The 13,648-nt window shown below is 61.5% G+C and carries 11 protein-coding genes and 1 tRNA gene; 6 read left to right on the top strand and 6 right to left on the bottom strand.

Annotated features, from left to right (window positions below; all coding sequences use genetic code 11):
• Positions 1 to 34: 34 nt before the first annotated feature.
• On the bottom strand, positions 35 to 775 hold the full coding sequence (locus HJB83_RS08300; protein WP_221116272.1) for a hypothetical protein: 741 nt from the start codon (positions 773 to 775) through the stop codon (positions 35 to 37).
• 206 nt (positions 776 to 981) lie between these two features.
• On the opposite strand from HJB83_RS08300, the gene HJB83_RS08295 reads away from it, so the two are divergent.
• Both HJB83_RS08295 and HJB83_RS08290 read left to right on the top strand, forming a co-directional pair.
• Positions 982 to 1,140, top strand: a complete 159-nt coding sequence (locus HJB83_RS08295; RefSeq protein ID WP_207583834.1) for a hypothetical protein — start codon at positions 982 to 984, stop codon at positions 1,138 to 1,140.
• A gap of 167 nt (positions 1,141 to 1,307) precedes the next feature.
• Positions 1,308 to 1,445: a hypothetical protein gene (locus tag HJB83_RS08290; RefSeq protein ID WP_207583833.1), complete on the top strand. Its 138-nt coding sequence runs from the start codon at positions 1,308 to 1,310 to the stop codon at positions 1,443 to 1,445.
• A 61-nt stretch (positions 1,446 to 1,506) separates the two neighbouring features.
• Here HJB83_RS08290 and HJB83_RS34050 read toward each other — a convergent pair whose 3' ends face one another.
• On the bottom strand, positions 1,507 to 1,932 hold the full coding sequence (locus HJB83_RS34050; RefSeq protein ID WP_246762755.1) for a hypothetical protein: 426 nt from the start codon (positions 1,930 to 1,932) through the stop codon (positions 1,507 to 1,509).
• A 109-nt stretch (positions 1,933 to 2,041) separates the two neighbouring features.
• A tRNA-Thr gene (locus tag HJB83_RS08280) sits at positions 2,042 to 2,117 on the bottom strand.
• 157 nt (positions 2,118 to 2,274) lie between these two features.
• On the opposite strand from HJB83_RS08280, the gene HJB83_RS08275 reads away from it, so the two are divergent.
• The 3 genes from HJB83_RS08275 to HJB83_RS08265 are packed head-to-tail and all read left to right on the top strand — an operon-like array spanning position 2,275 to position 4,616.
• On the top strand, positions 2,275 to 3,048 hold the full coding sequence (locus tag HJB83_RS08275; protein WP_207583831.1) for an NAD kinase: 774 nt from the start codon (positions 2,275 to 2,277) through the stop codon (positions 3,046 to 3,048).
• A gap of 4 nt (positions 3,049 to 3,052) precedes the next feature.
• Positions 3,053 to 3,562, top strand: a complete 510-nt coding sequence (locus tag HJB83_RS08270) for a hypothetical protein (protein WP_207583830.1) — start codon at positions 3,053 to 3,055, stop codon at positions 3,560 to 3,562.
• 34 nt (positions 3,563 to 3,596) lie between these two features.
• Positions 3,597 to 4,616, top strand: a complete 1,020-nt coding sequence (locus tag HJB83_RS08265) for a dienelactone hydrolase (protein ID WP_221116271.1) — start codon at positions 3,597 to 3,599, stop codon at positions 4,614 to 4,616.
• A gap of 68 nt (positions 4,617 to 4,684) precedes the next feature.
• Here the strand turns inward: HJB83_RS08265 and prfB are convergent.
• From prfB to HJB83_RS08250, 3 genes are all read right to left on the bottom strand, one after another.
• Positions 4,685 to 5,816 (bottom strand): peptide chain release factor 2 gene (gene prfB / locus HJB83_RS08260; protein WP_221131560.1). Its coding sequence is split into 2 segments (ribosomal slippage): positions 4,685 to 5,746 and positions 5,748 to 5,816, totalling 1,131 coding nucleotides; the frame shifts between segments, so codons are not numbered across the junction.
• Between the two features lie 100 nt (positions 5,817 to 5,916).
• Positions 5,917 to 8,376: a penicillin-binding protein 1A gene (locus HJB83_RS08255; protein WP_221131559.1), complete on the bottom strand. Its 2,460-nt coding sequence runs from the start codon at positions 8,374 to 8,376 to the stop codon at positions 5,917 to 5,919.
• A gap of 361 nt (positions 8,377 to 8,737) precedes the next feature.
• Positions 8,738 to 10,024 carry an N-acetylmuramoyl-L-alanine amidase gene (locus HJB83_RS08250; RefSeq protein WP_221131558.1) on the bottom strand — a complete coding sequence of 429 codons (1,287 nt, stop codon included), beginning with the start codon at positions 10,022 to 10,024 and terminating at the stop codon, positions 8,738 to 8,740.
• A gap of 623 nt (positions 10,025 to 10,647) precedes the next feature.
• Here HJB83_RS08250 and HJB83_RS08245 point away from each other — a divergent pair.
• Complete coding sequence (locus HJB83_RS08245; protein ID WP_221131557.1) at positions 10,648 to 13,536, top strand: ribonuclease E/G; 2,889 nt, start codon at positions 10,648 to 10,650, stop codon at positions 13,534 to 13,536.
• Positions 13,537 to 13,648: the final 112 nt, after the last annotated feature.

Here is a 13,648-nt window from a genome sequence, read left to right as displayed (position 1 = left end):
TTGACGGTGTATCCCGTCAACCCACTCGCCTGGGTCAGCTCGGTATCCGGCAGGCAGTCGGTCCGTCCATAGGGCTGCGGACCGCTTCGCCCGCCGCGTAAGTCAGTTCCACGGGATAGACGATCACGCTCGGCAGTTTCTCGATTTCCCTCGCATGCTCGGGGGTGCGTTTGATTTCCGCCTTGTAGGCAGCTGTGCAATCCGGCAGTTGCTGCGGCGACAGACCCGTGTCGGCGGCGATCGTCTTGGCGCAGGCAGTGCCCTCCAGATAGAGCGAACAGGAGGCCATGTAGACGCGACGGAAATCGAGGGCCAGCTCCCCCTTCCCGCTCCTTATCGCAGAAAAATCGTCGCCCTCGAGGGAATCGTCGAGCAGCCGCTCGCCCGCCGCCGCATCGTAGACGACAAAGGGCAACCCGCCGTTCCATCCGTCCGCCGCACGGAAAAACACGAAACCGCCGCTGACGCCGATGAGATAGCCGGCGGTATCATCCTCGATCACCCGCTCGCGCTCGCCGATGCGTTCACAGGGGGCATCGGAGGCAAGCAGCGCCAGCTTTTCGGCTCCGACCTCACCGAGATCGACCTCCTTGACCATGAATGCGGGATAGCGGCTGCAGGTGATCTTCGGTTTCGCATCAGGATTGAGCTCATCCTTCGGCAACACGACAACATCCAGCTTTATCGGCTTGTCGAAAAGGCCCGCATTTTCGGACGCTCCGGCCCATGAGACGAATGCCGCGACAATGACCGATGCTGTAACCATCCGCTTCATGATGCCCGTCCCCAACTGTTTCAGGCATCCGTGGCACAGTTTAACCCGGTGCGACAGCTGGAAAAACCGATGCCGGCGATACCGCGCAAGGCTCGACCGAAGCCGGAGAAATTCAATTTTGCCTTGGAAAGACCTCCTGGGGCACTATGATCGGCCGATGACCGATCGTAACGACCGGTCAGAAGCAAGAAGGAACGATCCCCATCATGGCCATTCGACCGCTGATTTTCGGTATCCTCTTCATCGCGGTCTTCGTCGTGATTATCCTCAGCATCATGTGGGTGGACACGTCGCACCCGATCCACCAGCCCGATCCGTTGTCGCCAACGGCGCCCGGCCCCGCGACGCCCGGACAGGTGCAATAATGCATATCGCCCGGAAGTGTGCAGCGGTTCCGGGGTAACGACATGCATAAAAACAAAAGGCTAAAGCGCGTCGCATGAATCAAATTCGATGCGGCGCGCTTTAGCCCAGCAGGAACGCGGACGGCGATCAGGCGTTAATCCCGTAATTGAACGAGGATTGAACGCTCATGCGCATAATGATCGCCGTCGTCGCCTTCATGATCGTCTCAGTGCTCAGCATCGCGATGCTGTCACCTTCCGGCGCCGGCCAGACCGGCAACGGCAACAGGATTGAGGCAAGCGTCAACGAACCCGCCACGCATTGAAAACGGCCCGGATGATCCGGGCCGTTCTGTAACCGCGCGTCTCAGGCGCGCAACGGACGCGTCAGCCGCGGTAGAGCCAGAGAGGCATATCACGATCGCGATGGCGCCACTCGCGGCGTTCCTGCCAACGCTCGGCACGCCACCGGCGCCAGCGCCAGTCATCATCGCGCCAGTCGGACCGACGCCAATCACGCTGATCGCGCCAGCCACGGTCGTCACGCTCATCGCGCCAACCGCGGTCGTCACTTTCGTCACGGTTGCGATCATGTCGCCAGCCATCACGAATTTGAACGATATCGCCCTGGACCGACACGGCCGGCCGATCGACGGGCATGGCGGCGGCCGGGGCGACGGACGCCAAAGCCGCACCAACGGACATGGTTGCGGCGAAAAAGAGATGTGCGAGCTTCATGGCTGCTTCTTCCTCATTGATGATGAGGCGAAGATAAGCTGGCGCGGCTGAATTGGCGCTGAAGCAGCCCTTCAGGCAAGGTTCATCAAGGAGTACGTGATACCTGGCAAATCCGCCGGCGCGATCGAGCGAAGCAACGTCGAACCGAGACTATGGTCTGGACGGGCGGTATCGCGTGGAAAAATGGTGCCCCCACCAGGGTTCGAACCCGGGACCCCCTGATTACAAATCAGGTGCTCTACCAACTGAGCTACAAGGGCAATAGGTGCCCAACTAGCAGATTCTATGATTCTGTAAAGGAAAAATCGTGTCAGTGCGGACAGCTCGACTGCCGCTCAAAACGCTTCGCGATAGAAAACGTCCTTGTCGCGCCAGCCCTTTATCCTTTAGCTAGGACAGCATCATAAAGGGCATTGCATGGGCCGTTCATTTCAGACTCTTTCCTTTCTCGCCTCACCGACGACAGAGGCGCTTGAAGCGCGCGAGGAGTTGATTCGCATTTATGGTGACGTGCCGGCCGACGATGCCGACGTTATCGTCGCGCTCGGCGGCGACGGTTTCATGCTGCAGACGCTGCACAGCACGATGAACTCCGGCAAGCTGGTCTACGGCATGAATCGCGGCTCGGTCGGCTTCCTGATGAACGACTATCGCAGCGAACAACTTCAGGAGCGCATCTGCGTCGCCGTCGAAAACGTCTTCCGGCCATTGCAGATGACGACGGCCAACGCCGACGGCACCAATTCGACGGCACTCGCCATCAACGAGGTCTATCTATTCCGCCAGTCCTATCAGGCCGCCAATCTACGGGTCGCGGTGGATGGGCGCGTCCGCCTGGAGGAGCTGATCTGCGACGGGCTGATGGTGGCGACCCCCGCCGGGTCGACAGCCTATAATCTTTCCGCCCATGGCCCGATCCTGCCGCTCGAGGCCCCACTGCTCGCCATGACGCCGGTCAGCGCTTTCAGGCCACGGCGTTGGAGGGGCGCACTGCTTCCCAACAGGGTGACCGTCGATATCGACGTCCTCGAGCCGGTCAAGCGGCCGGTGAACGCCGTGGCCGACAATACCGAGGTCAAATCGGTGCTGCATGTCCGCATCGCCCAGTCGGAACATATGACGGCACGCATCCTTTCCGATCCCGACCGCTCCTGGTCCGACCGTATTCTCGCCGAGCAGTTCAAGGATTGAGACGATGGCAATGCGACGCCTATTGATGACCACCGTGTTCCTCATCGGGTGGTCGGCCGCAGCCTTGCCGGGGCAGGATGCCATCCTGCCGGCATCGGTGATTTTCGCGACCAGCACCGGCTACTGGCAGGATGACGGCAACGCACCGGATGTCGAGCGGGCGCCGACAGGCGCCGAGCGCGTTGCCAACCCCGAGGGAAAGACCACGCAGCGCCACGGCTACTACAAGCTATTTGCCGTTCGCCAGGCAGACAGGACCTCGAAGGTCTATCTGCAGCAGATTGCCCAGACCGAGACCGGCCCGGCGATCACTTCTACCGTCGAGTTGCAGGAGATCAGCGACCTGAAGCCTTATATTACCGATATACGCCCCGAGAATTCAAACGGCATCATCAAGGAGCCGGGGCTGTTCGCCACGATCTATCTGAAGACCGATCCCTCTGCGGAGCCGGATGGCTGGACCGTACTGATCGATGAATTCGGCGACATCACCGTGGAGAAGGCGACGAATTGAACAGCCGGGAACTGTTCAGAGGGGCATCCGAGAGATGAAATTGGGCTTCCGCGACGGCGTCCTTTACGACGAGAACAGGTCGAACTGGGACGCAGACGGCCCCAGACCCATCAGCTGGTCGCTGTGGTATCCCGCTGCCGATGAAACGCGGGAAAGCGACACAACGGAAAGAGGCTGGTTCCAAAAGGCGAAAGTCGCCCGCGACGCACCCGTCCGGCCGGGTGCCCAACCTTATCCCCTCGTCCTGTTGTCGCATGGCACCGGCGGATCCGCGGCCGGACTGGAATGGCTGGCGCGACGGCTGGTCGATCGCGGATTTGCAGCGCTTGGCGTCAACCATCACGGCAATACCGGCAACGAGCCCTATCGCACTGAAGGCTTTGCCTGTCTTTGGGAGCGGGCGCCGGATCTCAGCTACATGCTCGATCACCGCGATGACTGGCTCAGCGATCTCTCCGGTCATATCGATACGACCCACGTCTTCGCGGCCGGATTTTCGGCCGGAGCATATAGCGTGATGCTGCTTCTTGGCGCCGTCACCCAGTTCTCGCAGTTCGAACCGTCCAGGATGAAGCCGGGTGGCGCGCGCGGACCGAGGGAATTTCCCGACCTTGCCGATCATATCCCGACATTGCTTTCCACCAGCGAGGTGTTTCGCCAATCCTGGTCCCGCATGACAAAGTCCTACCGGGATGAGAGAATCAAGGCCGCACTGCTGTGCGCGCCGGGCCGGTCCGTTCTCGGTTTCAGCGCGGAAACCCTGAAAGCTGTCGATGCGCCCGCCCTTATCCTGGTCGGCGACGCCGACAGGGCTGCGCCGGCCGAGGAATGTTCGGCATGGCTGCATGCGCGGCTCTCACGCAGCGCTCTTAAGATCTTCGTTGGCGGCCTTGGGCATTACGTCTTCGTGCCGGAGGGCACCGCACTCGGCCTTGCCTTTGCGGCAGAGCTCTTTACCGATCCGCCGGGCATCGAGCGCGCGGCCATTCATGACGAGATTGCCGATCTATCGGCAGCACTGTTTCGAGATACCGCCATCGACGCCAGGGGCTGAGTACGAAAAAAGCCCCGGAGCGGGGCTTTCCACGTGCATATGCCGGCTCAAAGCGGAGCGCGGCTCTATCAATCCACATCGTCGACGACCGCGTCGGCGGCGCCGCTGATGCGGTGGGCAAGGGCCGCTTCCATGAACTCGTTCAGATCGCCGTCGAGCACGTCGTCCGGCGCGCTGCTGGCAACGCCGGTGCGCATATCCTTGACCAGCTGGTAAGGCTGCAGCACGTAGGAGCGGATCTGGTGGCCCCAGCCGATATCCGTCTTGGAGGCGGCTTCGGCGCTGGCGGCGTCCTCGCGCTTCTTCAGTTCCGCTTCGTACATGCGGGCGCGCAGCATGTCCCAGGCCTTGGCGCGGTTCTTGTGCTGCGAACGCTCCTGCTGGCACTGCACGACGATGCCGGTCGGGATATGCGTGATGCGCACGGCCGAGTCGGTGGTGTTGACGTGCTGGCCGCCGGCGCCCGACGAACGATAGGTATCGATGCGGCAGTCGCCTTCGTTGATCTCGATCTGGATCGAGTCGTCGACAACCGGATAGACCCAGATCGACGAAAAGGAAGTGTGGCGACGCGCATTGCTGTCGTAGGGCGAGATGCGCACCAGCCGGTGCACGCCCGATTCCGTCTTCAGCCAGCCATAGGCATTGTGTCCCTTGACCAGCAGGGTCGCGGATTTGATGCCCGCCTCTTCGCCGTCGTGGACTTCGAGAAGCTCGACCTTGAAACGCTGGCGTTCGGCCCAACGGGTGTACATGCGCAGCAGCATGTTCGCCCAGTCCTGGCTTTCGGTGCCGCCGGCGCCGGAATGGACTTCGAGATAGGTGTCGTTGCTATCGGCTTCGCCGGAGAGCATGGCCTCCACCTGGCGGCGGGCAGCCTCGGCCTTCAGGGCTTTCAGCGTGTCTTCGGCTTCCTTGACGACACTCTGGTCGCCCTCTTCCTCGCCAAGCTCGATCAGCTCGATATTGTCGTTCAGCTGCTGTTCCAGCTGCTTGACGCCATTGATGCCGTCATCCAGCTGCTGGCGCTCGCGCATCAGCTTCTGCGCTTCGGAAGCGTCGTTCCAGAGGTTGGGATCCTCTGCCTTGTTGTTCAACCAGTCCAGCCGTCTTGTCGCCTGGTCCCAGTCAAAGATGCCTCCTCAGCAGGGTGATAGCCTGCTTGGTTTCATCGACCACGTTTTCGATTTCGGCTCGCATTTTCCTGCTTCTCTGTCTGGGTTCTTCCGGTGCTGGTGGACATAGAGACGCCCGCCGCGGATGTAAAGGCCGCGCGGGCGTTCAAAAATCGGGACGGTGGTCAGAACAGGCCGGGCGTGCCGGTCTGGACGGCCTGGTTTGCCTGCGGCGAGGTCTTCAGGATCTCTTCCGGCGCCATGGTGCTGTCCATGCCGATGACGGAGAAGCTGTCGGCCGGGCCGGTGCCGGGCTTGAAGGCCTCGATGATGGTGTTCGGATCGCCGTCGACGGCGGCCATGCCGGTCTTGCGGTCGATCGAAATCAGATTCATGCCCGGCGGGATGACGAATTTCGATTCCGGCGCATCCTTGACGGCAGCCTGCATGAATTCGTTGAAGATCGGGGCGGAGAGAACGCCGCCGGTGCCGCCGCGGCCGAGCGGGGCCGGTGTATCGAAGCCCATATAGAGACCGGCGACCAGATCCGGCGTGAAGCCAACGAACCAGGCATCCTTCTCGTCATTGGTGGTGCCGGTCTTGCCTGCGACGTCGCGACCGCCGAGATCGACCTTGCCGGCGGCCGTGCCGCGCTGGATGACGCCCTGCATCATCGAGGTGATCTGGTAGGCGGTCATCGGGTCGAGAACTGTTTCGCGATTGTCGACGACATTCGGCTCTTCCTGGTTCTGCCAGGCGCCGGCATTGCAGCCCTCGCACAAACGCTCCTCATGCTTGAAGATCGTCTTGCCGTAGCGGTCCTGGATGCGGTCGATCAAGGTCGGCTTGATCTGCTTGCCACCATTGGCGATGACCGAATAGGCAGAGACCATGCGTAGCACCGTCGTGTCGCCGGCGCCGAGCGACATGGAGAGAACCGGCAGCATGTGATCGTAGATGCCGAAGCGCTCGGCATATTCGGCGACGATGTTCATGCCGAGATCGTTGGCGAGGCGCACCGTCATCAGGTTGCGCGAATGCTCGATGCCCGAGCGCAGCGTCGACGGGCCACTGACTTCGCCGCCGTAGTTTTCCGGCTTCCAGACCTGGCCGCCGGAGACGATTTCGATCGGCGCATCCATGATGACGGAAGCCGGCGTATAGCCGTTGTCCATCGCCGCCGCGTAGACGAAGGGCTTGAACGAGGAACCCGGCTGGCGCATCGCCTGAGTGGCGCGGTTGAATTCGGACTGGCCGTAGGAGAAGCCGCCGACCATGGCGAGCACGCGGCCGGTCTTCGGATCCATGGCGACCAGGCCACCCTGCACCTTCGGCGGCTGTTGCAGGCGATAGGAGCTCGACGCGTCGTCGCCGAGTTTTGCAACATAGACGACGTCACCGGGGGCTACGGCGCCGACCGGCGATTTCGCGGTCTTGCGGGCGCCGTCGGCCGAACGGAAGGCCCACTGCATGTTCTTGGCTTCAATGGTGCCGCGTTGACGGTCGGCTGAAACCTTGCCGCTTCCATCCTTGGCCGGCTGCAGGCCGATATCGACGTTGCTGTCCGAGACGGCGAGCACGACGGCGAGCCGCCATTCCGGCACGTCGGAGAGGGAGGGAATATCGGCAAGCGCCTTGCCCCAATCACCGCTTGCATCGATCTGCTTGATCGGGCCGTGGAAACCACGACGCTCGTCATAGGTCACCAGACCATCCTGCAGCGCCTTGCGGGCCGCAAGCTGCAGCTGCGGATCGAGCGAGGTGCGCACCGAAAGGCCGCCCTCATAGAGAACCTTCTCGCCATATTGGTCGATCAGCTGGCGGCGCACGGCTTCGGCAAAATAGTCCGAAGCAAAGAGCGAGGGGCCGGTCGTGCGGGCGGTGACGCCGAGCGGCTGCTTCTTGGCTTCCTCGCCATCGCTCTGGCTGACATAGCCGTTCTCGACCATGCGGTCGATCACCCAGTTGCGGCGTTCGAGCGCTGCCTCGGGATGGCGGAAAGGATGATAATTGGCCGGACCCTTCGGCAACGATGCCAGATAGGCGGCTTCGGCGACGGTCAGTTCAGTGACGGATTTGTTGAAATAGGTGAGCGCGGCGCCGGCGATGCCGTAGGAATTCAGACCGAAGAAGATCTCGTTCAGGTAGAGCTCGAGGATCTTGTCCTTGCTGTAGGCCTGCTCGATACGGAAGGACAGGATTGCTTCCTTGATCTTGCGGTCGATCGTCTGGTCAGAGCTCAAAAGAAAGTTCTTGGCCACCTGCTGGGTGATGGTGGAAGCACCGACCGGCCGGCGGCCGGAACCGAAATTCTGCAGGTTGACGAGGATTGCGCGGCCGAGACCGGTGAGATCGACGCCCGGATGATTGTAGAAATTCTTGTCTTCGGCCGACAGGAAAGCGGCCTTCACGCGGTCGGGGACGGCCTGGATCGGCAGGAAGAGACGCTTTTCCTTGGCGTATTCAGCCATCAGAGCGCCGTTGCCGGCGTGGACGCGGGTAGTCACCGGCGGCGCATAGCTGTTCAGGACGGCATAGTCCGGGAGATCCTTCGCGACGTTGGCGAGATAGATAGCAACACCCGCCGCCGCGACCAGAAACAGGACGCAGGCCATTCCGAAGAAATATCCAAAAAGTCTAACCATATTTTCAGCTACCGGTCTCTTCGATCGTCAATCGGCGCAGACACAACGATTGTATGGATCAAGGCAATTTGCACGTTGCGCGGCTTACTCCATGAGCGCTACCGCCACAAGCCGATTCCGCGCCTCAGGCTGCGAAACATAAGCCGGAGTAACGGCGCGATTGTGAGGAAAATAGGGCTCTCGCCGCCGCATTCGCCGCTGCGGGCGCGTTTCACTAGGACTGTCACATCCAAGCAACGCCCGTTCCCGCCGCCAAGCTGAGCCATCCTGCTCAGAATTCGATTCATGCAACGCAGTTTAAGTCTTTGTTTTCATGGATACGGCCGTCCCGCAACCGCAACTGAATTTCGGGCAAAAAGCGTTAGCCGCCATTCGCCATCACGCCGGCGCGGTATCGCTTCACCGCCTCGGTCAAAAGCCCGACGATCTTGCCGCGCCAGGTGTCGTCGAGCAGCAGTTTCTCGTCCTCGGCATTCGAGAGAAAGCCGAGTTCGAGAAGGATCGACGGCACGTCAGGGGCCTGTAGCACGCGGAAACCGGCATGACGGTGGGGATTGTTGATGGTGCCGACCTGATCCTTGAAAGAATTCAGCACGCTTTCGGCCAGCGAGATCGAGAAGGCCTGGGTTTCGCGCCGTGTCAGATCGAGCAGGATATCGGCGACCTCGGGCGGCTCGGCGACCGTTTCCTTGCCGGCGATCTGGTCGGAGAGGTTTTCACGTTCGGCAAGGTCGGCGGCGAGTTTGTCGGATGCCTTGTCGGAGATCGTGTAGACGGTGGCGCCACGGATATCCTTCTGCTTCAGCGTGTCGGCATGCAGCGAAATGAACAGCCCGGCATGGTTCTGGCGGGCGATCAGTACACGCTGCGACAGCGACAGGAACTCGTCGTCCTCGCGCGTCAGGAAAGCCTTGATGCCCGGCTCCTTGTTCAGGAGGTCGGTCAAGGCCTTGGCGAAGGCAAGCGTCACCTGCTTTTCCTCGGTCTTGGTGTCGACGCCGATCGCGCCGGTGTCGATGCCGCCATGGCCGGCGTCGACGGCGATGACGAAATCGCCGGGCGCGGCTTTCTCAGGCGCCGGAATGGCGCTGGTCGTCTGCGCCGCTTCGCTCCCATCGTTCGAGGCCCGATCGCTCCAGGCCCGATCGCTCCACGATTGCGTCTTCACCAGTTCGGCGAAGGCCTGCTTATCGATCATCTCGGCATCGAGCACGAGACGATGACCCTTGCCGGCCTCGTCGGCCTGCACCTTGGCGAGCGCCAGCTTCACCGGCCCTGCCGTCGTCAGAACGATGCGGGCGCTCTCCTCGTCCATCTTGCCGTAACGGATATCCTTGAACAGGCCGCGGGCAGCGAGATCCTTGGCCGGAAAACCGAAGGCGGTCGCCGGCAGGTCGATGACGATGCGCTCCGGATTGGCGATATAGTGGACGGAGAAGCGCGGTTCGCGATCGAAATCGATGACGATGCGGGTTCTTGCGTCGTCGCCGACGATACGCGCGCCATAGGCAAGCAGCGGATCCCTGGCCTCGACGGAACCAACAACGGCCGGCAGGAAACCAACCGCCAGAAGCGCCGTCAGAACCAACCTTGCGAATATCGATCGCCGCACTGGGGATTTCGCCGCGATCCGAGCCCTCTTAAACAATGAACCGCCACACCCTATCTGTACTGCGATGGAGCCGACGCGGCCGCGTCGAACGTCGCTAGACGAAACACCCGTTGCGGCCCGCCGAATCGCGATCACTTTATCCCCAACTTCTATGCGTTACGAAATCCATCAATATTATGGCACATTTGGCTTTTCCCTTGCTATTGTGACACGGAAAACCTACAACGAATTTTAGGGTAAAGTGTTGACGGGATAGAGTCGCCGCAGAGGCTGCCAGCCAGATCAGGACCTGGCGCCACACCGGTCATCGTCCGCCGTCTCATGCGCTTCATCCTTAGAACTGGATCCTGATTTTCCGGCTCATTGTCGGAATTCATTGGTGGATCAGCCACCACGCTCTCAGGGAGCAAACTCATCGGACCCGAATGGGTCTTCGTATTTGTCGATCACGCTTGGTTGTTGATGGTTTCGCAGCAGGTTTTATCTGAAGTGTACAGGCCCCGGACCGAAATGGTTCCGGCTGCGGTCTGGCTGCTGCCCTCCCCCTCGCATCAGGCGCGACTTTCATTATCCGGCGCGGCCACTGCGGACCGCATTCTTTCTGTTTCAACAGCAGTCGGGAATGCGCTCTCGCGGCCACGCCGAGGAGCACAGCTTACATGGCAGACAAAATGCTTATCGATGCGTCTCACGAGGAAGAGACGCGCGTCGTTGTCGTTCGCGGGAACCGCATAGAAGAATTTGACTTCGAGTCTCAGCACAAGAAGCAGATCCGCGGCAACATCTATCTTGCAAAGGTAACGAGGGTCGAGCCCTCGCTGCAAGCAGCCTTCGTCGATTACGGCGGCAACCGGCACGGCTTCCTGGCCTTCGCCGAAATCCATCCCGACTATTATCAGATACCGCTCGCCGACCGTCAGGCGCTGCTTCGGGCCGAAGCCGAGGAGCATCGCCGCGACGAAGATGTCGAGCATGTCGAAACCGCGCCGATGGTCGATCTTTCGACCCAGGACCAGCCGGATGTCGGCATCGTGCCGGAGGCGCCGGAAACGGCTGCCGTAACCGACGAGCCGGCAGCGGTGGAGGCCGCGGCATCGCCCGAGGCCACCGAGGAAGCTCCGGCCAAGAAGGCCAGGCCGCGCCGCAGCCGCAAGAAGGTGACCGAACCGGCTGCTGAGACAACCGCCACCGAGGACGCCGTTCCCACGGACGTCGAAGCCGAAGGCGCTTCGGGCGTCGATAACGAGGATGACGGTTCGACCGGCGGCGCGATGGCGGCCATGGTGGAAACCGACTCGATCTCCGAGGACGTCGATAGCGGCAAGCGTCGCCACGATGATGACGACGACGATGACGATCATGGCGAAGAGGAAATCATCGAATCCGTCGGCGCCGAAGACGCGATGGAAGAAGTGCCGGAACGGGTGCAGCGCAAGCCGCGCAAGCAGTACCGCATCCAGGAAGTCATCAAGCGCCGCCAGATCCTGCTCGTGCAGGTCGCCAAGGAAGAGCGCGGCAACAAGGGTGCAGCCCTTACTACCTATCTCTCGCTCGCCGGCCGCTATTCCGTGCTGATGCCGAACACGGCGCGCGGCGGCGGCATTTCCCGCAAGATCACCAACCCTGCCGACCGCAAGCGCCTGAAGGAAATCGCGCGCATGCTCGAAGTGCCGCAGGGTATGGGCGTCATCCTTCGCACCGCCGGCGCCAACCGCACCAAGGTCGAGGTCAAGCGCGACTTCGAATATCTGATGCGCCTCTGGGAGAACGTCCGCACACTGACGCTGGCGTCCACGGCTCCCTGCCTCGTCTACGAGGAAGGTTCGCTGATCAAGCGCTCGATCCGCGACCTTTACAACAAGGATATCAGTGAAGTCATCGTCTCCGGCGAAGAAGGCTATCGTGAAGCGAAAGACTTCATGAAGATGCTCATGCCGAGCCATGCCAAGGTGGTTCAGCCCTACCGCGACATCCATCCGATCTTCTCGCGTTCCGGTATCGAAGCGCAGCTCGATCGCATGCTGCAGCCGCAGGTGACCCTGAAGTCCGGCGGCTACCTGATCATGAACCAGACCGAAGCGCTGGTCTCGATCGACGTCAACTCCGGCCGCTCGACCCGCGAACACTCGATCGAAGATACCGCGCTGCAGACGAACCTCGAGGCTGCCGACGAAGTCGCTCGCCAGCTTCGCCTGCGCGACCTTGCCGGTCTGATCGTCATCGACTTCATCGACATGGAAGAGAAGCGCAACAACCGCGCTGTCGAGAAGAAGCTGAAGGAATGCCTGAAGAATGACCGCGCCCGCATCCAGGTCGGACGGATCTCGCATTTCGGCCTGCTCGAAATGTCGCGCCAGCGCATCCGCGCGTCGGTTCTCGAATCGACCACGCAGGTCTGCTCGCATTGCGGCGGCAGCGGCCATGTGCGTTCGCAGTCCTCCGTCGCCCTGCATGTCCTGCGCGGTATCGAGGAATATCTGCTGAAGAATACCACGCACAATATCAGCGTGCGCACCACGCCTGACATTGCGCTCTACCTGCTCAACCACAAGCGCCAAACGATCATCGATTACGAAAACCGTTTCGGCGTCGCTATCGTCATCGATGCGGACGGTTCGGTCGGCGCCCAGCATTTCGCGATCGATCGCGGCGATCCGGTGGAAAACCCGGTCAAAATCGAAACGCTCTTCAACTTCGCAGCCATTCCTGAAGATGACGACGACGACATCGTCATCGAAGTGGATGAGGACGAAGACGAAGAGCTCGAGGAAAAGCCGGCCGCCGCCGAGCGACCCGTCGCAGCACGCTCGGAAGGCGAAGCTGACGGCAATCGCAAGCGCAAGCGCCGCCGGCGTCGGCGTGGCCGCAACGGCAATGCCGAGCATCCGACGTCTGCCGCTGGCGAAGCCGGCGACGAAGATGAGGACGGTGACGACGAGGGCGTTGAAGGCGGCGAAGGCGATGAAACCGCCGAATCCACGTCCGAGACACTGGCTGAAAGCGAGGAATCGCAGCGCCGCAAGCGGCGCCGTCGCGGCAAGCGTGGCGGTCGCCGCAATCGGGCCGAGGATGGCTCCGAACTGACGGCCGGCGAAGCTGGTGAGGACAATGGCGAGGACGAAGGCGACGACGTTTCGAACGACAGCGCTCCGAGCGAAGTCGTCGCCGAAACTATCGAAGCAGTTGCCGATGCCGGCGAAGGCCAGGCCGCGATGGCAGCCGTCGAAAGCGCGCCTGTGATAGCCGAGGATGTAAAGCCCGCCCGCAGCCGCGGCCGCCGCAAACCGGCCGCAGTGCCGGTCGAGGAACCGGTGGCAGAGACGGCACCTGCGGCCGAGGCCGAACCGGAGTTGGTTGAAGCCACCGCCGATCTCGGAACACCCGTTCAGGAAGAGGTCAAGGAAGAGGCAAAGCCGGTTCGCGCCAACCGCGAATCCAATATCACCTCCTCCGAACCGACTGTGAAATCCACCCGCGTCGAGAATGGCGAAGCTGACGACGGCAAGCCGAAGAAGGCCGGCTGGTGGCAGCGCCGTGGCTTCTTTTGAACGCTGATTTTCGGACGTAAATGATCAATCCGGCCGCGGCGACGCGGCCGGATTTTTGTTTGTGGCGATGCTTCTTCAGCAAGTCGAACCCTGAGGGCTGGGCGTGTACCTT

Source organism: Rhizobium sp. NZLR11 (assembly GCF_019685115.1).
Lineage (GTDB): Bacteria > Pseudomonadota > Alphaproteobacteria > Rhizobiales > Rhizobiaceae > Rhizobium.
Note: the sequence above shows the minus strand (reverse complement) of the source record. Positions and strands in the feature narration are given on the sequence as shown.

Bases quoted from the DNA above. Each gene is read 5' to 3' on its own strand.
- HJB83_RS08270 (WP_207583830.1), top strand. From the start codon at position 3,053: ATGGCAATGCGACGCCTATTGATGACCACCGTGTTCCTCATCGGGTGG.
- HJB83_RS08265 (WP_221116271.1), top strand. From the start codon at position 3,597: ATGAAATTGGGCTTCCGCGACGGCGTCCTTTACGACGAGAACAGGTCG.
- HJB83_RS08255 (WP_221131559.1), bottom strand. From the start codon at position 8,376: ATGGTTAGACTTTTTGGATATTTCTTCGGAATGGCCTGCGTCCTGTTT.
- HJB83_RS08295 (WP_207583834.1), top strand. From the start codon at position 982: ATGGCCATTCGACCGCTGATTTTCGGTATCCTCTTCATCGCGGTCTTC.
- HJB83_RS08300 (WP_221116272.1), bottom strand. From the start codon at position 775: ATGAAGCGGATGGTTACAGCATCGGTCATTGTCGCGGCATTCGTCTCA.
- HJB83_RS08290 (WP_207583833.1), top strand. From the start codon at position 1,308: ATGCGCATAATGATCGCCGTCGTCGCCTTCATGATCGTCTCAGTGCTC.
- HJB83_RS08275 (WP_207583831.1), top strand. From the start codon at position 2,275: ATGGGCCGTTCATTTCAGACTCTTTCCTTTCTCGCCTCACCGACGACA.
- HJB83_RS08245 (WP_221131557.1), top strand. From the start codon at position 10,648: ATGGCAGACAAAATGCTTATCGATGCGTCTCACGAGGAAGAGACGCGC.